The organism is Streptomyces sp. NPDC002328 (genome assembly GCF_042890065.1).
GTDB lineage: Bacteria > Actinomycetota > Actinomycetes > Streptomycetales > Streptomycetaceae > Streptomyces.
Genome location: NZ_JBIARQ010000019.1, coordinates 101,286 through 121,868 on the forward strand (window position 1 = coordinate 101,286; position 20,583 = coordinate 121,868).

A 20,583-nucleotide genomic window follows, 5' to 3' on the forward strand; every position below is an offset into this window, starting at 1 on the left:
CAGCTCTCCAGTGCGGCTTCGGGCGACAATGCTGGGGTACCGTCAGAAGAACTGTCTTATCAAACTCACTATGGCAGGAGGGACGGGGCGGCACCGCTCCGTATGGATGGACGTGAAGCGATACTTCCGTGGGCCGGTCATGTGGATCGTGCTGGCCGTCCTTGCCGTGGTCGTGTTGATGCAGGTCGTCGGCTCGTCCGGCGGCTACAAGACGGTGGACACCGGCCAAGTCGTAGCAGCGATCAACGACAACAAGGTCGAGTCGGCCAAGCTCACCACCGGTGACGAGCAGATCATCAAGATCACGCTCAAGGACGGCGAAAAGGTCGAGGGCAGCTCGAAGGTCCAGGCGAGCTACATCGGCGACCAGGGCGTGACCATCGCCAACACCCTGCAGACCAAGTACCAGGACAAGCAGATCAGCGACGGCTACACCGTGTCGCCGTCCAAGCAGAACCCGATCGTGGGCATCCTGCTCTCGCTGCTCCCCTTCGTCCTCATCGTGGTCGTCTTCCTGTTCCTGATGAATCAGATGCAGGGCGGCGGCTCCCGGGTCATGAACTTCGGGAAGTCCAAGGCGAAGCTCATCACCAAGGACACCCCGAAGACGACGTTCTCGGACGTCGCCGGCTCGGACGAGGCCGTCGAGGAACTCCACGAGATCAAGGAATTCCTCCAGGAACCGGCGAAGTTCCAGGCCGTCGGCGCCAAGATCCCCAAGGGCGTGCTGCTCTACGGGCCTCCCGGAACCGGCAAGACCCTGCTCGCGCGCGCCGTCGCCGGCGAGGCGGGCGTCCCCTTCTACTCGATCTCCGGTTCCGACTTCGTCGAGATGTTCGTCGGCGTCGGCGCCTCCCGCGTCCGCGACCTCTTCGAGCAGGCCAAGGCGAACGCCCCGGCGATCGTCTTCGTCGACGAGATCGACGCGGTCGGCCGCCACCGCGGCGCCGGCCTCGGCGGCGGTCACGACGAGCGCGAGCAGACGCTGAACCAGCTGCTCGTCGAGATGGACGGCTTCGACGTCAAGGGCGGCGTGATCCTCATCGCCGCCACGAACCGGCCCGACATCCTCGACCCGGCCCTCCTGCGCCCCGGCCGCTTCGACCGCCAGATCGCGGTCGACCGCCCGGACATGCAGGGCCGTCTGGAGATCCTCAAGGTCCACCAGAAGGGCAAGCCGGTCGCGCCCGACGTCGACCTGTCGGCCGTCGCCCGCCGCACCCCCGGCTTCACCGGCGCCGACCTGTCGAACGTGCTGAACGAAGCCGCGCTCCTCACCGCGCGCAGCGACAAGAAGCTCATCGACAACCAGATGCTGGACGAGGCCATCGACCGCGTCGTGGCGGGCCCGCAGAAGCGGACCCGGATCATGTCGGACAAGGAGAAGAAGATCACCGCGTACCACGAGGGCGGACACGCCCTGGTCGCGGCGGCCTCCCCGAACTCCGACCCGGTCCACAAGATCACCATCCTGTCCCGCGGGCGTGCCCTCGGCTACACGATGGTGCTCCCGGACGAGGACAAGTACTCGACCACCCGCAACGAGATGCTCGACCAGCTCGCCTACATGCTGGGCGGCCGGGCGGCCGAGGAACTGGTCTTCCACGACCCGACCACGGGCGCCGCGAACGACATCGAGAAGGCCACCACCACGGCCCGCGCGATGGTCACGCAGTACGGCATGACCGAGCGGCTCGGCGCCATCAAGTTCGGCGGCGACAACACCGAGCCCTTCCTCGGCCGTGAGATGGCTCACCAGCGCGACTACTCGGAAGAGGTCGCCGCGCTGGTGGACGAGGAAGTCAAGAAGCTCATCGAGAACGCGCACAACGAGGCCTGGGAGATCCTGGTCGAGAACCGCGACGTCCTCGACAACCTGGTGCTCCAGCTGCTGGAGCGCGAGACGCTGGGCAAGGAGGAGATCGCCGAGATCTTCGCCCCCATCGTCAAGCGCCCGCCGCGGCCCGCCTGGACCGGCTCCTCGCGGCGCACGCCGTCCACCCGCCCGCCGGTGCTCTCCCCCAAGGAGCTCGCACTGACCAACGGCGCGAACGGCGCGACGCCCGCGATCACCACCGCGAAGTCCACCGCGGCGGAGCCGGCCCCGGTGGCCGAGCCGGCCCCCGAGGAGCGTCCCGAAAACTGACGCTGCGCCCGGAATGGATGCCGCGCCCCCCATGGTTCTAGCCTGGGGGGCGCGGCGTTTCCGTATGCCCGCAGTTCAGGCGCGTGACCCACGCGCGATCCGCACAGGAACGAGACACCCACATGACCGACCCCGTGACCCTGGCCGGCGAGGGCCCGATCGGCGAGTTCGACGAGAAGCGAGCCGAGAACGCCGTACGAGAACTCCTGATCGCGGTCGGCGAGGACCCGGACCGAGAGGGCCTGCGCGAGACGCCGGGACGGGTGGCGCGGGCGTACAAGGAGATCTTCGCGGGGTTGTGGCAGCAGCCGGAGGACGTGCTGACGACCACGTTCGACCTGGGGCACGACGAGATGGTCCTCGTGAAGGACATCGAGGTCTACAGCACCTGTGAGCATCATCTGGTGCCGTTCAGGGGCGTCGCTCACGTCGGGTACATCCCGGCCACCACCGGCAAGATCACCGGGCTGTCGAAGCTGGCCCGTCTCGTGGACGTCTACGCCCGGCGTCCGCAGGTGCAGGAACGGCTCACCACGCAGATAGCGGACTCCCTGATGGACATCCTGGAGCCGCGCGGTGTGATCGTCGTCGTGGAGTGCGAGCACATGTGCATGTCGATGCGGGGCATCCGCAAGCCGGGCGCGAAGACCCTCACCTCGGCGGTTCGCGGGCAGTTGCGGGACGCGGCCACGCGCAACGAGGCGATGAGCCTGATCATGGCGCGCTGAGCCCCGCGGCCCCGGCCGCCGGACTCAGCGCCGGCTCACGCCGTCGACGTGGCTCCCGTGTTGTTGTCGTCGTCCTCCGGGAGTTTGCAGACGCGTTCCAGGAAGACGGCCGCCGTTATGACGGCGAGGCCGGCCAGGACCGAGAAGGCGGCGTAGAGGGCCTGGTCGCGGCGGGCGGGGATCTCCAGGGACTCCAGGAGGAAGACGCCCGTGCCGCCGTACATGCCGGCGACGAGGGCGGCGACCAGGGCGCTGGCGTGGCCGAAGACGACCGCGCGCGCCGCCATGAGGGGGTCGACGCCCTTGGCCTCGGGACGGCGCTCGCGCTGGGCCTTGAGGCGGGCGCGCAGGGAGAGCGCCGTGGCCAGCAGGACCGCGGCGATCACGGCGAGGACGATGGGCGCGGCCAGCGGGACGCTGGGGAGCGTCCCGATCGAGTTCCAGAGGCGGGCGCCCGCCCAGGACAGGACACCGGCGACGACGAAGACGCCCGCCAGCGTCCTGATGCGCAGCTCTGTCACGATGTCCCTTCGGTTCCCCCGGATCCCACGGGCTGTGGTGATGCGACTGTGGTCGTGTCGTTGACCTTAACGACTATTCGGGCAGCCTGAGTTCCAGGTCCTTGCGGGCTTCCACGCCGTCACGTGTGACGACGTCGAGCAGCTCGGCGACCGCGCCCCGGCCGGGCACCAGGGCCTCGGGGTCCACGTCGTGCCACGGCGCGAGGACGAAGGCGCGTTCGTGGGCGCGCGGGTGCGGGAGCGTCAGGTGCGGGTCGTCGGAGACGACGTCGGCGTACGCGACGATGTCGACGTCCAGCGTGCGCGCGCCCCAGCGCTCGTCGCGCACGCGGTGGAACGCCTCCTCGACCGCGTGCGCCCGCTCCAGCAGGGAGGACGGCGGGAGGGTCGTCTTCAGGACGACGACCGCGTTGAAGTAGGAGGGCTGGCTGCCGGGCTCGACGCCCCACGGCTCCGTCTCGTACACGGGGGAGACGGCCTTCACGCGCACGCCCGGGGTGTCCTCCAGGGCGTCGATGGCGCCCTGGAGGGTCTCCAGGCGGTTGCCCAGGTTGGAGCCGATGGCGACGACGGCCCGTTTCGGGTTGTGGAGCGTGGTGTCGGCGGCGTCGACCCTCTCGACGACGGAGGCGGGCACCGGCTGTACGGTCGGGTCGCTGTGACCTTCGGTGAAAGATGCGGTCATACTCGGCTCCGGGTGATGGTGACGGTCACGTCGTCGAAGGGGACCGTGATCGGCGCGTCCGGCTTGTGGACGCAGACCTCGACCTCCTGGACTCCTTCGTGCTTCAGACAGGCCTGGGCGATGCGCTCGGCGAGCGTCTCGACGAGGTCGACGGGGTCGCCCTCGACGATGGCGACGACCTCCTCCGCCACGATGCCGTAGTGCACGGTCTTCGCCAGGTCGTCGTCGGCCGCGGCCGGACGGGTGTCCAGGCCGAGGGCGATGTCCACAATGAAGGTCTGGCCCTCCTCGCGTTCCCTGGGGAACACGCCGTGGTACCCGCGGGCCTTCAGGCCGCGCAGCGCGACACGATCCACGCGAATCACTCCTGCAATCGTCGGTGACGGCCGGTCCGTCCGTGTGCGGGCGGCACACCGGCCTCGGTCGAATCTACCTGCGAGCACTGTCAGGGCCGGGCCACGGGGACCTGTGGCGCCGGCCCGGACGCCAGAGGTTCACCGTGCGTTTCCCCTGGGGAACCCGGTGGCTCGCGGGCTGATAGCCGCCCTTACCCGCGGGTTCGTGATTCCAACCACTTCTTGGTCCCCGTGGGCCCGCCTACCCACTCAGGTGGGGGTCTCCTCGTCCTCGTCCTCGTCGGTTTCGGCCAGGACCGGGGAGGCGTGGTGCGACCACAGCTTCCAGCCCTCGGAGGTGCGGCGGAACACGTTCGTGGCGACGACCAGTTGGCCCACGAGGGGGCCGAGCTCCTCCCCGGCCTCCGGCGCGGGGCCGCCGCTGAGGATGTTCTCGGTGCAGGTCACCAGGGCGGTGTCGCCGGTCACGGACACGTGCACGTCGGTGAGGAAGAACTGGATGTAGTCGGTGTTCGCCATGATCAGCGCGTACGACCGGAGCACCTCGCCGCGGCCGGTGAGCACGGGCCAGCCAGGGTGCACGCAGGAGATCACGCCGGTGTCCGCCGGGTCGTGGTACTCCTCGTCGACGCCCAGGTCGGACGGGGTGAGCCAGAACGAGGACACCGTCTCGAAGTCGCCCTGCTCCAGCGCCTCGTAGAAAGCGGTGTTGGCGGCCTCGACCTGCTCGACGTCGGTGTGCGGGGCGCTCACCGGTTTCCCTCTGCGCCGTTCGGCGTGTCCGTCCGTGCTCCCTCGACGGCGCGCGCGACCCGTACGGCGTCCGCCGTCGCCCGCACCTCGTGGACGCGGACCGCCCACGCGCCCGCGTGCGCGGCGAGGGCGGAGACGGCGGCGGTGGCGGCGTCGCGCTCGCGCGCGGGGGGCGGCGCGCCCTGCGGGCCGGCCAGCACGCGGCCGAGGAACCGCTTGCGGGAGGCGGCGACGAGCAGGGGGCGGCCGAGGACGTGCAGTCGGTCGAGGCGGGCCAGCAGGGAGAGGTCGTGGTCGGCCTCCTTGGAGAAGCCGAGGCCGGGGTCGAGGACGACGCGGTCGGGGTGGACGCCGCCGGCGACGACGGCGTCCACGCGCGCGTGGAGTTCGTCGACGACTTCGCGGACGACGTCGTCGTAGTCGCCCCTGACGTTGCCGCCTTCCAGGAAGCCGCGCCAGTGCATGACGACGAAGGGGGCGCCGGCGTCGGCGACGACCGGGATCATCTCGGGGTCGGCGAGGCCGCCGCTGACGTCGTTGACGAGGGCGGCGCCGACGGCGAGGGCGCGGGCGGCGACGGAGGCGCGCATGGTGTCGACGGAGACGGTGACGCCTTCGGAGGCCAGTCCGCGGACGACGGGGATGACGCGGCGCAGTTCCTCGGCCTCGTCGACGCGGGCCGCGTGGGGGCGGGTGGACTCGCCGCCGACGTCGACGAGGTCCGCGCCCTCGGAGACCAGCTGGAGGCCGTGCTTGACGGCGGTCGTCGTGTCGAAGAAGCGGCCGCCGTCGGAGAAGGAGTCGGGGGTCACGTTGACGACGCCCATGACCGCGCAGCGGTCCCACTCCGGAAGGCCGTCGACGTGCCCGCGTCCGCTCTGCTTGCTCATACGTTCAGCGTAGGCCCAGGAGGGCTCGGGGACGGTGTGAGGCCCGGGCGGACGCCCCTGGGCTGAGGGGTGGGGCGTCCGCCCGGGCCGGTCTCGGTCAGCCCGGCTGTTCTGGCCCTCCAGGCCGGGCCGATGGCGGGAGGGGCTGCCGGGTCAGGCGGCCCGCATGTCCCGCTCGCGCACCCGGTCCGGCACGACGTGCGCGCACGCGCGCGGGGCGGTGGTGCGGCGGCGCAGGAAGCGGGGCAGGGGGAGGGCGAGGTTGACGAAGCCCTCGGCCTGCATGGCGGCGAAGCCGATGCGGGGCAGGTCGGCGGAGGCCCGGTAGACGACGAAGCGGGGCTCCCAGCGCGGCTGGAACTTGGCGTTGAACTTGTACAGCGACTCGATCTGGAACCAGCGCGAGAGGAACACCAGCAGTCCGCGCCAGGCGCGCAGCACGGGGCCCGCGCCGATCTTCTCGCCGCGTGCCAGCGCGGAGCGGAACATGGCGAAGTTGAGGGACACGCGCGCGATGCCGAACTTCGGGGCGGCCTGGAGGGCGGCGACGATCAGCAGTTCGTTCATGCCCGGGTCGGCCGAGCGGTCGCGGCGCATCAGGTCGAGGGAGGCGCCGTCGGTGCCCCAGGGCACGAAGTGCAGGATCGCCTTCAGGTCGCCGTACTCGCCGGGCTCGGGGTCGGCCTTGTGGGCGGTGGCGATGAGGCAGTCCCCGTCGGCGGGGTCGCCCACGCGGCCCAGGGCCATGGAGAAGCCGCGCTCGGTGTCGGTGCCGCGCCAGTCCTCGGCGGCGCACCGGATGCGCTCCAGTTCGGCGTCGCCGAGGTCACGGACACGACGGACCCGGGTTTCGTAACCGGCGCGCTCGATGCGCTTGACCATCTGGCGCACGTTGCGCATCGCGCGGCCGGTGAGCGAGAAATCCGCGACGTCCACCACCGCCTCGTCGCCCAGCTCCAGGGCGTCCAGTCCGGTCTCGCGGGTCCACACCTCGCCGCCCGTCTCGGAGCAGCCCATGACGGCGGGGGTCCAGGAGTGGGCCTTGGCCTCGTCCATGAACCGCTCGATGGCGCCCGGCCAGGCCTCGACGTCGCCGATGGGGTCGCCGCTGGCGAGCATCACGCCGGAGACGACGCGGTAGGTCACGGCCGCCTTGCCGCTGGGGGAGAACACGACGGCCTTGTCGCGGCGCAGGGCGAAGTGGCCGAGGGAGTCCCGGGCGCCGTGCCGGTCGAGCAGGGTGCGCAGCCGGGCCTCGTCCTCCTCGGTGAGGCGGGCGGCGGGGTGTTCGGGCCGGAAGGCGAGGTAGACGGTGGTGACCGCGGTGATCCAGCCGAGGGCGCCGAGGGAGAAGGCGACCGTCCAGGAGGTGTTGCCCTGGTAGGCGACGGGGCCTTCGAATCCGAACAGGCCGTACAGGACGTGGGTGATGCGGTCGGCCAGGCTGGGGTCGCCGATCAGGCGCCCGGGGTGGGCGCTGACGATGACCATGCCCAGCATGAGCGAACCTGCGCCCATGAGGAAGAAGTTGGCGAGCGCCCGCCAGCGGCTGCGCGGGTCGGGCAGCGCGGCGAACTGGTCGCGGTGGACGAGCAGCGGTATCAGCAGCGCCAGGGAGATCAACACGCCGACGACGGAGTGCCGGTAGGTGAACTGCGCGACCGCGCCCGCCGGGAGGAGCACGACGGCCGCGCGCCAGGCGCGCCGCTTGCCGCGCTTGAGGCCGTGCGCGAGGAGCAGCAGCAGGACGCCGGCGCTCAGCGACAGCGCCGCCGCGAAGGGGCCGAACGCCCCCGGCAGCACCTCGGCGATGGTGTGCATCCGGCTGTGCCGGAACCGCGGGAAGACGCCTGCGGCGACGTCCAGCAGACCCACGAGGGCGCACGCCCTGCCGACGAGACGGGGCACGGACTCGGGGCGAGGGCCCCGGATCAGCTGGCGCACCCGGCTCGATCGGCGCGGAACCCCGCCCGACATTTCCCCATCTTCCCTGACAGACATCGCATCCCGTAGTTCCGCGAGAGACATTGAGATCCGGGCCCGATCGGGCATCCGGCGACATTGCGCCCTCTAGGACGGTGTCTCGGGGAGAGAGGTTCACTCGCCTCCTCAAAGCCACTGAAAAGGTCAAGGAAAGTCCGGGACAAGCCTTCGCGACGGAGCGGAGCCACGGGAACCCCGGGCGGAGAGCGCAGGCAGGAACACCTCATGGGTCTCACGAGCAACACAACGCTGTCGTTGGCGGTCCTCGCCGCCGTACTGCTGTTCGCCGGCACGGTGTGGCAGTGGCCGCGCCTGGCCGGGCGCGGCTGGCGGGCCGTCAGCGGGCGCGTAGGCCTGCTGTTCGCGACGCAGTTGGCGCTCTTCGCGGCGGTCGGGCTCGCCGCCAACCAGGCGTTCGGCTTCTACGCGAGCTGGTCCGACCTGTTCGGTCAGGAGAAGGACCAGGGCGTCGTCGTCGACCACGCGGAAGACGGCCGTCCGGCGGGGCCGTTGAGAGTCGTCGAGACGACCCGCCTGGCGGGCGCGGGGCACCCGCGCGTCATCGGGCAGATCCAGCAGGTCGCCATAGCCGGCCGGACGACGGGCATCGACTCGCCCGCGTACGTGTACCTGCCGCCGGAGTACTTCGACCCGCAGCAGCGCACGCGTACGTTCCCGGCGGTCGTCATTCTCACGGGCTACCCCGGGACGGCCAAGGCGCTCGTCGACAAGTTGCAGTACCCGCGCACCGCGCGGGAGCTCGCCAAGGACGGCCGTATGGAGCCGACGATCCTGGTGATGCTGCGGCCGACGGTGGCGCCGCCGCGGGACACGGAGTGCGTGGACATCCCGGGCGGCCCGAAGACCGAGTCGTTCTTCGCCAAGGATCTGCCGGCGGCGGTGGCGGAGCACTACCGGGTGAACAAGAAGCCGGGGAGCTGGGGCGTCATCGGCAACTCCACCGGCGGTTACTGCGCGTTGAAGCTGGCGATGCACCACCCCGGGGTCTTCGCGGCGGGCGCGGGCCTGTCGCCGTACTACACGGCGCCGACCGACCCGACGACCGGCGACCTCTTCCACGGTGACAAGAAGCTGCGCAACGAGGCCGACCTGCGCTGGTTCCTGAAGCACCGGCCCGCGCCCGACACCTCGCTGCTCGTCACCAGCAGCAAGGTTGGAGAATCCAACTACAAGCCCACGCTGAAGTTCATAGAAGAGGTGAAGGCGACGAACAAGACCAGGATCTCGTCGATCATCCTCGAAAGCGGCGGGCACAACTTCAACACCTGGCGGCGTGAGATCCCGGCGACGTTGCAGTGGGTCAGCGGGCGGCTGAGCAGCCGGTGACGTCGGGCGACGTCGGTCCCCGAGCGGAAATGATCTTGTTTGTTGTCGAATTCGACGACGACTCTGATTGCTGATGCCCTGTGAAGACTTCGGGACGGCTGAGTTTTTACGGGGCGGGGCGCCAACAATCGTCTACGCGCGGTAAGTTTCTGGCCATGCCACGTGGACGACACCGCCATTCACCGCCATTGCACAGGCTGCTGCCCCCGTCGGCGATCGCAGGCGTCTCCCTTGTCTGCGCCCTCGGGCCATGGGTGTTCACGGAGCCGAACGTGCTCCGAGGTCTGGCCGCCGCCGCCGCGGCGACGGCGATCGTCGGCGCGGTCGTCATGCGCCGCTGGGACATCCATGCCGGCAAGCAGGTCGCCGACCTCACGCGCGCGCGTGCGGGCGACGAGTGGCGCTTCGAGGAACGCGTCGCCGAGCTGGAGAGCGACCTCGACGAATCGCGTGAGCTGCGGATCAAGCTGGAGCAGCGGCTGCGCGCCAAGCGCGCCGAACTCGCCGGCCTGCGCAACGAGCACGCGGCCCTGCTGCGCCGCTACGCCACCGCCGAGACCGAGCGGGCGAGCGCCCTGGAGGGCCGCCGCCTGCTGGAGATAGAGAGCGCGCCCCCGGCGAACGCGCTGCCGCCGGCGCGGGGTGCGGAGGGCGAGGCGGGGACCGAGACCGCGACCGGCACCGAGGCCGTCGGGGCGGGGGCTGTCGACGCCGAGGAGATCGCCGAGGACGTGGAGACCGCCGCCGGCGGTGCGGAGGGCGCTGAGGCTTCGGAGGCCGGCGCTGCCGTGAAGGGCGCGCAGGCTGCCGAGTCCGAGTCCGAGTCCGAGTCGGACGAGCCCGAGACTCCCGCCGTCTTCTCTCCCGACGGCTCCAAGCTGTTCCTGCGGGCGCTGTCCGCGCTCGCTCGCTTCGACGCCGACAAGCGTGCCGAGTCCGCTGGGGCCGCCGAGGCAGCCGCCGCCGACAAGTCGGCCGAGGACGCGAAGCCCGCCGCCGAGGACGCGAAGCCCGCCGAGGCCGTCAAGCCCGTCAAGCTCGCGGATACCGCGAAGCCCGGGAAGCCTTCCGGCGTCGTCAAGCCCCTCAAGTCCGTCGAGTTCCTCAAGCCTGCCGAGCCGGCCGAGCCCGCCGAAGTGCAGCCCGCGCCGGCCACCTCCTCGGAGGCCGGCGGCGACAAGGAGGCCGCGCAGGAGGACGAGGCGAAGGGGAAGCCCGAGGCGGTCGACGAGCACACGCGCGTGGCCGCCGCCCACTTGGACGCCGATCCGGACGAGACCCCGGCGGAGGAGGACCCGCACACCGCGGATGCCTCGAACGCCCCGGACACCCTGGAAGCCGCGGAAACCCCCCGAGCCTCCGCTCCCGTGCGGCACCCCTCCGGGCACTTCACGGTGCCGACCGCCGTGGCCGTCGCGCCGACGCCGCAACCGGTGCGTCCGCCGACGGCGGAGGGCGGGTTCGACTTCTTCGGCACGAAGGAGGCGTCGGCGTCCGACGAGGCCCTGGAGGCCGTGCAGAACGAGGACCTCGCCGACGTCGTCGGTCAGGAGGCGCTCGCGCTGCACAAGGCCGAGACCGAGGCGGAGTTCAAGCCCGCCGACGAGGAGACGCGCGGCGTCGGCCAGGTGATCGACCTGACCGCGCACGACGAGACCGAGCAGATCGACCTGCACCGACTGCGCAGCGCCGTCTCCTGAACGACCGATCCGCCAGGGCCCGCCCCTCCGAACGCCGACTACTGACCGGCGTCGGGGCGGGCCCTCGCCGTGCGCCCACTCCCACTCCTACGCCTGCGCCATCCACCGGTCGGGCCGTGCGTCCAGCCGCCCGGTGCGTGACCGTTCCGCCTGACCGCGCAGCAGTTCCGCGGCCTCCTGGGCGTCCCGCAGGCGCGCTGTGACGGTCTTGTCGGCTCCCGTGTCCACATGGACGTCGGCGACGCGCCACAGCCGCTGCCAGGGCCCTTGCGTGAGCCGCACGCTCTGCACCTTGGCGTGCGGGACGAGCGCGAGGCTGCGGCGCAGCAGCCCGTGCCGGGAGGCGAAGACGGTGTCGTCGACGGCGATGCCGTAGCCCCGCCACCAGAGCGGGAAGCACCGCCCGGCCCGGCGCGGCGGGCGCGCGAGGGCGGACGCGGCGGGGACGGCGACGCCGGGCAGCACGCGCGCGATGACGGCCTCCGCGGCCTCGCGCGGGGCGACCGGGACGAGCACGGAGTTGGCCGAGCCGGCCACGTCCAGCTCCACGCGCACCCATCCGCGCCGACGCCACAGCAGCGGCTCGACGATCCGGACCGTCTGCACCCGCCCGGGCGGCACCGTCTCGTGCGCGCGGTCCAGCAGGCCGTGGTCGATCCGCAGCCCGTCCGGCGACTCGCCGACGGTCCAGTCGAACTCCGCGACGAAGCGCCCCACACTGCTCGCGCCCGCCGCGCCGAGCAGCGGCACACCCGTCGCGAGGACCGTCCACACGCTCTCCGTGACCAGCCACAGCACCGGGAGCACGACGAGCGCGGCGATCAGCGTGCCCCAGGTCGCGCCGGTCAGCAGCAGCGCGATCGCCAGCCCGCGCGCCGGTACGCGCAGCAGCTCGTGCGCCGGCGCTTCGCCGACCTCGTGCGCCGTCTCCGGTGCGAAGCCCGCCGCGCGCGCGAGGAGTTCGGCCCGCAGCACGCGGGCCTCTTCCTCGCCGAGGAAGGCGAGTTCGTCCTTCTTGTCGGCGCCGACGACGTCGAGCCGCAGCTTGGCGACGCCGGCGATCCGCGCGAGCAGCGGCCGGGTGACGTCGATCGCCTGGATGCGTTCCAGCCGGATGTGCGCGGTGCGCCGGAACACCAGGCCGGTCCGTATGCGCAGTTCGCTGTCCGTCACCGAGAAGTGGGTGAACCACCAGCTCAGAAAGCCGTAGAGGGCGGCTGCCGGGACGACGACGGCGAGCGCGATCAGCAGGGTCGTCGTGGTGAGCCGCGTCAGCTGCTGCTGGGCCTGGTTCGGATCGTGCACCGCCCAGCCGGCGACCACCGCCACGGGCGCCCACGCCCGCCGGAACGGCGTCACGGGATGCAGCCGGCGCTCGACGACGACCCGCGCGGGCGGGGCGCCGGTTACGCCGTCCTCGACGCGCGGGGTCGTCACAGCCCCGCCGATCGGGCCTCGCCGAGCTCGGTGAGCCGGTCGCGCAGCCGTTCCGCCTCGTCCGGGTCCAGGCCCGGGATCGTCGCGTCGGTCGCGGCGGCCGCGGTGTGCAGCTGGACGCTGGCCAGCCCGAAGTGCCGCTCGACGGGGCCGGAGGTCACCTCGACGAGCTGCATGCGCCCGTACGGCACGACCGTCTCCTCGCGCCACAGCACGCCCCGGCTGATCAGCAGGTCGTCGGCGCGTTCGGCGTAGCGCCAGGAGCGCCAGTTGCGGCCGAGCATGACCCAGCCCCAGGCGATCCCCGCCGTGGGCAGCAGCGCGAACGCGGCCCACGCGGGCCCGGCCAACAGGCCGAGCAGCACGCCCAGGCCCACGGCCGCCAGTCCCAGCCACACCACCAGCAACAGCCGTCGCATCCGCAGCAGTCCGGGCGGCAGCCCGATCCACGCCGTGCCGGTCTCCGTCGGCCCGGTCCGGGCCGTACCGGCCCCCGCCGTGTCCGTGCCCCCCGGGCTCCCCGTCTCCATACGGCCAGCGTACGTAGGGGAGACTGGGTCCATGACTCCCACGACGGAGACCACGGTCGGGATCGGCGGCGCCGCGGAGAGCACCGACATGGTGCTCAACATCGGCCCCCAGCACCCCTCCACGCACGGTGTGCTGCGGCTGCGGCTCGTGCTGGACGGCGAGCGCATCACGCGCGCGGAGCCGGTCATCGGCTATATGCACCGCGGCGCGGAGAAGCTGTTCGAGGCCCGCGACTACCGCCAGATCGTGATGCTGGCCAACCGCCACGACTGGCTGTCGGCCTTCTCGAACGAACTGGGCGTGGTCCTCGCGGTGGAGCGCATGCTCGGCATGGAGGTGCCCCCGCGCGCGGTGTGGACGCGCACCCTCCTCGCCGAGCTGAACCGGACGCTCAACCACCTGATGTTCCTCGGCTCGTATCCGCTGGAGCTGGGCGGCATCACCCCGGTCTTCTACGCCTTCAGGGAGCGCGAGGTCCTCCAGAACGTGATGGAGGAGGTCTCCGGCGGGCGCATGCACTACATGTTCAACCGGGTGGGCGGTCTCAAGGAGGACCTGCCGAGCGGCTGGACCTCCCGCGCGCGTGCCGCCGTCGCCGCCGTCCGCTCGCGCATGGACGTCTTCGACGACCTCGTCCTCGGCAACGAGATCTTCCGGGGCCGCACGCGCGACGTGGGCGTCCTCAGCCCGCGGGCCGTGCACGCGTACGGCGTGAGCGGGCCCATCGCGCGCGGCTCGGGCGTCGACTTCGACCTGCGCCGCGACGAGCCCTACCTGGCGTACGGGGAGCTCCAGGACACGCTGAGGGTGGTGACCCGGACCGAGGGCGACTGCCTGGCCCGCTTCGAGTGCCTCCTGGAGCAGACGCACGTCGCACTCGACCTCGCCGACGCCTGCCTGGACCGCCTCGTCGAACTGCCGCCGGGCCCTATCAACCAGCGGCTCCCGAAGGTCCTCAAGGCGCCCGAGGGGCACACGTACGCGTGGACCGAGAACCCGCTCGGCATCAACGGCTACTACCTCGTCAGCAAGGGCGAGAAGACCCCGTACCGGCTGAAGCTGCGGTCGGCCTCGTACAACAACATCCAGGCGCTCACCGAGCTGCTGCCGGGCACGCTGGTCGCGGACATGGTGGCGATCCTGGGGTCGATGTTCTTCGTGGTCGGGGACATCGACAAGTAGCGGGCGGCGGGCCGGCCGCGCCGGTCGAGCAGGTCAGCGGGCCGGCGGTCGAGCGGGTCAGCGGGCCGGATCCAGCGGGTGGGGAATTCCGACCGGCTGGAGCAGCCAGCCGAAGTCGCCGAGGCCGCCCGCCGCGGTGAGTTCGGCGGCTTCCCCGGCGCTCGCGAGGGCGCGGACGTACGCGGCGGGATCCGTGGACGCCAGTGCGAGCGGGGGGCGTGCGCCGGTGATGCCCAGGGCGCGCAGCGCGTCCCGCTGCGGCAGCAGACACGCGTCCGAGGGCGCATGCGCCGGCGCGCTCGCCGTGCCCCGGGCCTCTGGCGTGCCCGCCGCGGCGCAGGCGTCCAGCGCGACATGCGCCGTGATGTCGCACGACCCGTCCGGCACGGGTGTCGTCTCCCGCCCCTCCCGGAACCCCGTGAGCGTCCCGAACGGCGGGCGCGCGTCCGCCGTGTGCGCGTAGTCAACGGCCACCGCGAGCCCGCGGGCGACACGGGAGACGGCGGACGCCCACGCGGTGTCCCGGGGCAGCCCGATCTCCGCCCGCAGCCCCTCCTCGCCGGCCGGCGGCCACCACCGCGCGAGCCACCGCGCCTCGGCGCCGGACACCGGCTCCCCGAGCCGCTCGGTCCCGTCGTCCCGGACGAGCACCCGGCGCGCGACCCCCGCCGAGTCGACCTCGGCGACCTCCAGGGGCACGTTGTCCAGCCACTCGTTGGCGAACAGCAGTCCGGTGACCTGCGGCGGCGGCTCGGGCAGCCACTCGATCCGGTGGGCTAGGCCCGTCGGGTGGGCGGCTATCTCGACGGCGTACGCACGCGTGCGGGCGGCCACGTCGGCGGGGAGCGCCGCGAGCACCCCGGTGACCAACTCGCCGCGTCCGGCGGCCATGTCGACGAAGTCGAGCCGCTCGGGCCGGCCCAGGGCCTCGTCCACCCGGCACAGCAGCCGGGCCACGGCCTCGGCGAAGAGCGGCGAGGCGTGCACCGACGTGCGGAAATGGCCCGCGGGGCCCTCGGGGCGACGGTAGAAGCCGTCGGGCCCGTAGAGGGCCGCCTGCGTCGCCGCCCGCCAGCCGCGCCACCCGCCGGAGCCCGTCATCCGTTCCGCCACCCGGTCAGACTATGCGCACAGGTGATCACGGCCTCCACCTTGCGGAGTACGCGCGCGGGATCCGGATCGGCCCTCCGGTTGACCCCTGCACGCACCGCGCTTCCCTACGCTGGGTTACGTGCAGCGCCTCTATGACTTCCTCCGCAGACACCCGAGCGGGGTCGACGGCTTCTGGGCCGTCGTCCTGTTCGGGATCTCTGTGGCGGCCGGTTTCTCCGACCCTGACGCCTACCGGGGAACCGACTCGCCGGCACTCAACGTGCCGATCGCCTTCCTGCTCTGCCTTGTGGTGGCGCTGCGTCGGCGCATGCCCGAGCGGATGCTCCTGCTGGCCGCCGTCCTCGGCGTGACGCAGCTGGTGCTGGATGTCGCGACGATGGCCGCGGACTTCGCCCTGCTGGTGATCGTCTACACGGTGGCCGCGACGGGCGCGCGCTGGTCCTCCTGGCTCGCCCTGGGGATGGGCCTGAGCGCCGCGACCCTGGCGCAGGTGCGCTGGCCGAACGAGCAGACCAGCGCCGCGGGCAACTTCGCGATCGTCGTCCTCCAGACGGTGCCCTTCGCGCTCGCGTGGGTGCTCGGCGACTCCATGCGCACCCGCCGCGCCTACTTCGCGCAGCTGGAGGAGCGGGCCGCCCGGCTGGAGAAGGAGCGCGAGGCGCAGGCGAAGGTCGCGGTCGCCGCCGAGCGCGCCCGTATAGCGCGCGAGCTGCACGACGTCGTCGCGCACAACGTGTCGGTGATGGTGGTGCAGGCCGACGGCGCCGCGTACGTCCTCGACGCCGCCCCCGACCAGGCGAAGAAGGCGCTGGAGACGATCTCCTCGACCGGCCGCCAGGCCCTCGCCGAGATGCGCCGCCTGCTGGGCGTCCTGCGCACCGGCGAGCACCAGGAGAGCGGCGAGTACGTGCCGCAGCCCGACGTCGAGCAGATCGAGGACCTCGTCGAGCAGTGCCGCGGCTCCGGGCTGCCGGTCGACTTCAAGGTCGAGGGCACCGCGCGCCCGCTGCCCAGCGGCGTCGAGCTCACCGCGTACCGCATCGTGCAGGAGGCGCTGACCAACACGCGCAAGCACGGCGGGCCCAACGCGGGCGCGAGCGTGCGCCTGGTCTACTTCGACGACGGTCTCGGCCTGCTCGTCGAGGACGACGGCAAGGGGGCCCCGCACGAGCTGTACGAGGAGGGCGGCGCCGACGGCCAGGGGCACGGCCTGATCGGCATGCGTGAACGCATCGGCATGGTCGGCGGCACGCTGGACGCGGGCCCGCGTCCCGGCGGAGGATTCCGCATCAGCGCCCTGCTGCCGCTCAAACCGGCGCACTGACGCCGACGCACGCCCCCTGTTGACACCTGTCACACCCTTGACAGACCCGGCCACGGCTCAGACCACGGAAGAGGACCCGATGACGATCCGCGTGATGCTCGTCGACGACCAGGTGCTGCTGCGCACCGGGTTCCGGATGGTGCTCGCCGCCCAGCCGGACATGGAGGTCGTGGCCGAGGCGGGCGACGGCGTCGAGGCCCTCCAGGTGGTGCGTTCCACCGCGGTGGACGTGGTGCTGATGGACGTGCGCATGCCGAAGCTGGACGGCGTGGAGGCCACCCGGCGCATCTGCGCGGAGGCCGAGCCGCCGAAGGTGCTGATCCTGACCACCTTCGACCTCGACGAGTACGCGTTCTCCGGGCTGAAGGCGGGCGCCTCCGGCTTCATGCTCAAGGACGTGCCGCCCGGCGAGCTGCTCGCCGCCATCCGCTCCGTGCACAGCGGCGACGCGGTCGTCGCCCCCTCCACCACCCGCCGCCTCCTCGACCGGTTCGCGCCGATGCTGCCCAGCGCCGGCAAGGAGCCCCAGCGCAAGGAGCTGGAGCGGCTCACCGAGCGCGAACGCGAGGTCATGATCCTCGTCGCCCAGGGCCTGTCCAACGGGGAGATCGCCGCCCGCCTGGTGCTGTCCGAGGCGACCGTCAAGACCCACGTCGGCCGCATCCTGACCAAGCTGGGGCTGCGAGACCGCGTCCAGGTGGTGGTCCTCGCCTACGAAACGGGACTCGTACGGGCGGGCGGGCGCTGAACCCCGGGTCCCGGTGTCGGCTGCTTCGCGGAGACCGTTGGCCGGCTGCGCGAACTCGGCCACGATGTACGGCACTTCACCCTCCTCGCCGTGCGGGAGACCGTGCTGCGGCGACTGCGCGAGCGCGGCTTCGGGCGGCTGCTGCGGATCCTCTCCGGCAAGAACGCCGTTCAGCGCCGGGAGTGGCCCGGCTGACACTCCGCCCCAACCAGGAGGGCGCGCTGCGGACGCGGCTGCGGCAGGCGCGGGTGGGGCTGAAGCACATCCGCTTCGACTGAGCGTTCGCTGCGGCTGAGTGTTCGCTTCTGCCGAGCGGGCGGCCGATGCGGGCGCGCCGGGCCGGTCCTAGCGGAGTATCCCTTCCAGGAAGTCGCTGCCCAGTCGTGCCACCACCGTCACGTCCAGCTGGTGCAGTACGTACCGGCCGCGCCGGCGGGTGGAGACCAGGCCCGCCTTCTTCAGGACGGCGAGATGCCGGGATATCTCGGGCGCCGACATGCCGTGCACCTGGGCCAGCTCGGTCGTGGTGTAGGCGCTGCGGGCCAGCAGACGGCAGATCCGCATGCGCACGGGGTGGGACAGCGCGGACATCCGCAGCGTCAGCTGCTCGACGGAGGGCGGCGAGGCCAGCTCCGGTGAGCCGACCGGGTAGTGCAGCACCGGCTGCCAGCCGAAGCGGTGCAGCACCATCAGATGCGGCCACCCGAGGCTCGTCGGCACCAGCAGCAGGGACCCGTCGGCGGTGGCGGTACGGCCCTCGACCAGCTTGTCCACGGTGATCCGCGCACTGTGCTCGTCCAGCGTCACGGCGGAGGACACCGAGGCGAGCGCCTCCGCGAGCCCCTTGTGGTGCAGCAGCTCCGTCTTGTGGCGGGCGTCGGCGGCGAGCGCGTGGCGGACCCGGGACCAGACGTCGGCGTAGAAGGCCTCGTCGCAGTCCTCCAGGAACTGCCGCAGCCACGCACGCACGTGAGGCGGGTCGTCGAGCAGCCGCCGGGTGAAGCGCATCTGTCGCGGCCCGCGGGAGGCGGCCAGTTCGAGGGCGCGGTCGTGCAGCGCCGCGTCGGACAGGACGCTGGAGCTCGGCAGCTCGTAGCCGGGAGCACACGTGAACTCCAGTGCCGCGTCGACGAACTGCTCGTCGGTCAGCTTGTCCACGAGGTCGAGCTCCTCGGCGAGCGTGGTGCCCGGCACGGCACTCCGGCCCGGGATGCCCGCGTACGGCATGAAGACGTCGGAGAACGTCGTCCGCCACAGGAAGTCGGCCTCGCACATCCGGTCGGCCAGATGCGGATCGAGGCGCGCGGTCACGCTCGTGACCCAGCCCTGGAGGCCGGGGTGGTGGCCCGGTTCGGACAGCGCGTGCAGCGCCATGCCGAGCTCGGCCAGGGGGGACGGCACGACCGCGATCCTCTCCGGCCGCAGTCCCGTGATGTCGATGCTCACGCGCATGCCCTCATGGTGCACCCCGCCACTGACAACGCAGTCGCCGATTGACGGCCCTCGTCAATCGAGGCGACGCGGGGCCCCGGCCCGGCGCAGCCTGAAGCGACCGGGGCGACCGCGGCGCCCTCGGGAACCACCCCGTCCACTTCCCACCCCGTCCACGTCCCGTCCGTCCCGGAAAGGCAACGGCCATGAGCATCACCCAGCAGTACGCCCTCGACGTCCACCGAGCCCGTCGGCACGGCGAGCCCGCCCCGCCCGCGCCCGGCGCCCACGACTGGCAGGTCGTCCGCGAGCTGCGCCACCGCCGCGAGCTGGAGTCGGTCCGCGCGGGCCGCCCCGCCCGCGGTCGCGCCCGGCGTGTCCTCGGCCGGCTGCTGCGCCGGCTGCCGCACCGTCCGCCGCGGCGGCGGCTGCGGGCAGGCGGCTGAGCGCCGGCTCCTCACGGCTCCCGCCCGTCGGGCCCCCTCAGCCGCGCGGCGAAGTCCCGCACCGCCGCCCTCACGTCTTCCGGTGTCCACTCCAGGCCGGCGGCGCGCACGGTGAGTTCGGTGAAGGAGAGCCCGGGCGGCCCGCCGCGGCTCCAACCGGATGCGAAGAGCAGCGTTTTCGTCTCCTCGGCCTGCCGCACCGCCGCCTCGGCGAGGTCATCGGCGTCGTAGGGCAGCCAGAGCTGGAACTCGTGGGTGTGCGGGACCTCCGGGTACACGCGCGCCCACGGCACTCCGGCCTCGGCGAACCCCTCGCGCAGTGCCGCGGCCACCACGCGCGCGTGGGCGACGTACTCCGGCAGCCGGGGCAGCTCCCGGTCCAGGCCCACGAGCGCGGACAGCGCCGTCGGGAACTGCTGGAAGACCGTGCCCCCGTAGCGGTGGCGCCAGGCCTTCGCCTCCTCCACGAGGGCCCTCGGACCGGCGAGCGCGGCGCCCCCGAAGCCGTCGAGCGACTTGTAGAACGACACGTAGACGCTGTCCGCGAGGCTCGCGATCTCCTCCAGGGGGCGGCCGAAGTGGACCGTGGACTCCCACAGCCGGGCGCCGTCGAAGTGCACCACCGCGTCACGCTCGCGTGCCGCGTCCACGACGTCGGTGAGCTCCTCCCAGGAGGGCAGCACGAAACCGGCGTCCCTGAGGGGCAGTTCCAGCATCAGCGTCCCGAACGGCTCCTCGAAGGAGCGCACCTCGTCGGCCGTCGGGGGCCGGGGCTCACTCGTGAGGCGCACCGGACGCAGCGCGGCCACCGTGCTCAGGGAGCCCCGCTCGTGCACCTCCGGATGGGCCAGCGCGTGCAGGGCGACCGTGGTGTTGCCCGTACGGCCCGCCCAGCAGCGCAGGGCGACCTGCTGGGCCATCGTGCCGGTCGGGAAGAACGCGGCGGCCTCCGCGCCGAGCAGGGCGGCGACCCGCTCCTCCAGGGCCGCCACGACGCCGTCGCCGTACTGGTCCGCGGGCTCGTCCAGGTCGTACACCTGGGACGCCGTCTCGTGCAGCAGCTCCAGCCGGCCGCGGAGGCTGCTCCTGAAGGCCGGGCGCGACAGCACCCGCTCCGCCGCCCGGAGGGCGGCCGAGCGTCGCTTCCGCAGCTCCTCGCGCACTTCCTCCCGCAGTTCCTCCCGCCGCTCCTCAACCGGCTCTTCCCCGCCCCGCTCCGCCGTGTTCGTCATGCCCGGATCATGCCCCGCGCCGGACCGCGC

At 72.3% G+C, this 20,583-nt stretch carries 19 protein-coding genes and 1 pseudogene; 9 read left to right on the forward strand and 11 right to left on the reverse strand.

Annotated elements, in window-relative coordinates; all coding sequences use genetic code 11:
• Window positions 1–106 precede the first annotated feature (106 nt).
• Entirely contained in the window at window positions 107–2,146 is a 2,040-nt protein-coding gene (gene ftsH, locus ACFYX4_RS33810; RefSeq protein ID WP_389341536.1) for an ATP-dependent zinc metalloprotease FtsH, read from the forward strand.
• Between the two features lie 122 nt (window positions 2,147–2,268).
• Window positions 2,269–2,874: a GTP cyclohydrolase I FolE gene (folE, locus tag ACFYX4_RS33815; RefSeq protein ID WP_389341539.1), complete on the forward strand. Its 606-nt coding sequence runs from the start codon at window positions 2,269–2,271 to the stop codon at window positions 2,872–2,874.
• Window positions 2,875–2,909: 35 nt separating this feature from the next.
• Here the strand turns inward: folE and ACFYX4_RS33820 are convergent, their stop codons facing one another.
• The 6 genes from ACFYX4_RS33820 to ACFYX4_RS33845 all read right to left on the reverse strand — a co-directional run bounded on the left by ACFYX4_RS33820 (window position 2,910) and on the right by ACFYX4_RS33845 (window position 8,056).
• The gene (locus tag ACFYX4_RS33820; RefSeq protein ID WP_389341542.1) at window positions 2,910–3,395 is read right to left on the reverse strand and encodes a DUF3180 domain-containing protein; all 486 of its coding nucleotides are present in this window, start codon (window positions 3,393–3,395) and stop codon (window positions 2,910–2,912) included.
• Between the two features lie 73 nt (window positions 3,396–3,468).
• Window positions 3,469–4,080, reverse strand: coding sequence for a 2-amino-4-hydroxy-6-hydroxymethyldihydropteridine diphosphokinase (folK, locus tag ACFYX4_RS33825; protein ID WP_389341545.1), 612 nt, complete (start codon window positions 4,078–4,080; stop codon window positions 3,469–3,471).
• A complete protein-coding gene (folB, locus tag ACFYX4_RS33830) occupies window positions 4,077–4,436 on the reverse strand; it encodes a dihydroneopterin aldolase (protein ID WP_389341548.1) in 360 nt (119 codons plus the stop codon). The genes folK and folB overlap by 4 nt, the downstream gene beginning before the upstream one ends.
• A 249-nt stretch (window positions 4,437–4,685) precedes the next feature.
• The gene (locus ACFYX4_RS33835) at window positions 4,686–5,189 is read right to left on the reverse strand and encodes a nuclear transport factor 2 family protein (protein WP_389341551.1); all 504 of its coding nucleotides are present in this window, start codon (window positions 5,187–5,189) and stop codon (window positions 4,686–4,688) included.
• A complete protein-coding gene (folP, locus tag ACFYX4_RS33840) occupies window positions 5,186–6,079 on the reverse strand; it encodes a dihydropteroate synthase (protein WP_389341554.1) in 894 nt (297 codons plus the stop codon). Before folP ends, ACFYX4_RS33835 begins: the two co-directional genes overlap by 4 nt.
• Before the next feature lie 153 nt (window positions 6,080–6,232).
• Window positions 6,233–8,056, reverse strand: a complete 1,824-nt coding sequence (locus ACFYX4_RS33845) for a phosphatidylglycerol lysyltransferase domain-containing protein (protein ID WP_389341557.1) — start codon at window positions 8,054–8,056, stop codon at window positions 6,233–6,235.
• 231 nt (window positions 8,057–8,287) lie between these two features.
• Between ACFYX4_RS33845 and ACFYX4_RS33850 the strand changes: the two genes are divergently transcribed.
• Together ACFYX4_RS33850 and ACFYX4_RS33855 are read left to right on the forward strand one after the other, a co-directional pair.
• A complete protein-coding gene (locus ACFYX4_RS33850) occupies window positions 8,288–9,409 on the forward strand; it encodes an alpha/beta hydrolase (RefSeq protein WP_389341560.1) in 1,122 nt (373 codons plus the stop codon).
• A 155-nt stretch (window positions 9,410–9,564) separates the two neighbouring features.
• Window positions 9,565–11,109 carry a hypothetical protein gene (locus ACFYX4_RS33855; protein ID WP_389341563.1) on the forward strand — a complete coding sequence of 515 codons (1,545 nt, stop codon included), beginning with the start codon at window positions 9,565–9,567 and terminating at the stop codon, window positions 11,107–11,109.
• Between the two features lie 87 nt (window positions 11,110–11,196).
• On the opposite strand, the gene ACFYX4_RS33860 is transcribed toward ACFYX4_RS33855, so the two are convergent.
• Complete coding sequence (locus ACFYX4_RS33860) at window positions 11,197–12,546, reverse strand: PH domain-containing protein (RefSeq protein WP_389341566.1); 1,350 nt, start codon at window positions 12,544–12,546, stop codon at window positions 11,197–11,199.
• The gene (locus tag ACFYX4_RS33865; protein WP_389341569.1) at window positions 12,543–13,076 is read right to left on the reverse strand and encodes a PH domain-containing protein; all 534 of its coding nucleotides are present in this window, start codon (window positions 13,074–13,076) and stop codon (window positions 12,543–12,545) included. The genes ACFYX4_RS33860 and ACFYX4_RS33865 overlap by 4 nt, the downstream gene beginning before the upstream one ends.
• A 31-nt stretch (window positions 13,077–13,107) precedes the next feature.
• Here ACFYX4_RS33865 and ACFYX4_RS33870 point away from each other — a divergent pair, with 31 nt between their 5' ends.
• A complete protein-coding gene (locus ACFYX4_RS33870; RefSeq protein WP_389341572.1) occupies window positions 13,108–14,259 on the forward strand; it encodes an NADH-quinone oxidoreductase subunit D in 1,152 nt (383 codons plus the stop codon).
• A gap of 57 nt (window positions 14,260–14,316) precedes the next feature.
• On the opposite strand, the gene ACFYX4_RS33875 is transcribed toward ACFYX4_RS33870, so the two are convergent.
• Window positions 14,317–15,360, reverse strand: coding sequence for an SAM-dependent methyltransferase (locus ACFYX4_RS33875; protein WP_389341718.1), 1,044 nt, complete (start codon window positions 15,358–15,360; stop codon window positions 14,317–14,319).
• Between the two features lie 130 nt (window positions 15,361–15,490).
• Between ACFYX4_RS33875 and ACFYX4_RS33880 the strand changes: the two genes are divergently transcribed.
• The 3 genes and pseudogenes from ACFYX4_RS33880 to ACFYX4_RS33890 form a co-directional block, all read left to right on the forward strand.
• Window positions 15,491–16,696: a sensor histidine kinase gene (locus ACFYX4_RS33880; RefSeq protein ID WP_389341575.1), complete on the forward strand. Its 1,206-nt coding sequence runs from the start codon at window positions 15,491–15,493 to the stop codon at window positions 16,694–16,696.
• Window positions 16,697–16,775: 79 nt separating this feature from the next.
• Window positions 16,776–17,444 (forward strand): response regulator, encoded by a 669-nt coding sequence (locus ACFYX4_RS33885; RefSeq protein ID WP_389341578.1) that lies wholly within the window; start codon window positions 16,776–16,778, stop codon window positions 17,442–17,444.
• A gap of 18 nt (window positions 17,445–17,462) precedes the next feature.
• Window positions 17,463–17,722 (forward strand): annotated as a pseudogene (locus tag ACFYX4_RS33890) (ATP-binding protein); the annotation flags it as partial.
• Window positions 17,723–17,789: 67 nt separating this feature from the next.
• On the opposite strand, the gene ACFYX4_RS33895 reads toward ACFYX4_RS33890, so the two are convergent.
• Window positions 17,790–18,896 carry a DUF5937 family protein gene (locus tag ACFYX4_RS33895; protein ID WP_389341581.1) on the reverse strand — a complete coding sequence of 369 codons (1,107 nt, stop codon included), beginning with the start codon at window positions 18,894–18,896 and terminating at the stop codon, window positions 17,790–17,792.
• A gap of 185 nt (window positions 18,897–19,081) precedes the next feature.
• On the opposite strand from ACFYX4_RS33895, the gene ACFYX4_RS33900 reads away from it, so the two are divergent.
• Window positions 19,082–19,321, forward strand: coding sequence for a hypothetical protein (locus tag ACFYX4_RS33900; RefSeq protein ID WP_389341584.1), 240 nt, complete (start codon window positions 19,082–19,084; stop codon window positions 19,319–19,321).
• Between the two features lie 11 nt (window positions 19,322–19,332).
• On the opposite strand, the gene ACFYX4_RS33905 is transcribed toward ACFYX4_RS33900, so the two are convergent.
• A complete protein-coding gene (locus ACFYX4_RS33905; protein ID WP_389341587.1) occupies window positions 19,333–20,553 on the reverse strand; it encodes a threonine aldolase family protein in 1,221 nt (406 codons plus the stop codon).
• Window positions 20,554–20,583 lie beyond the last annotated feature (30 nt).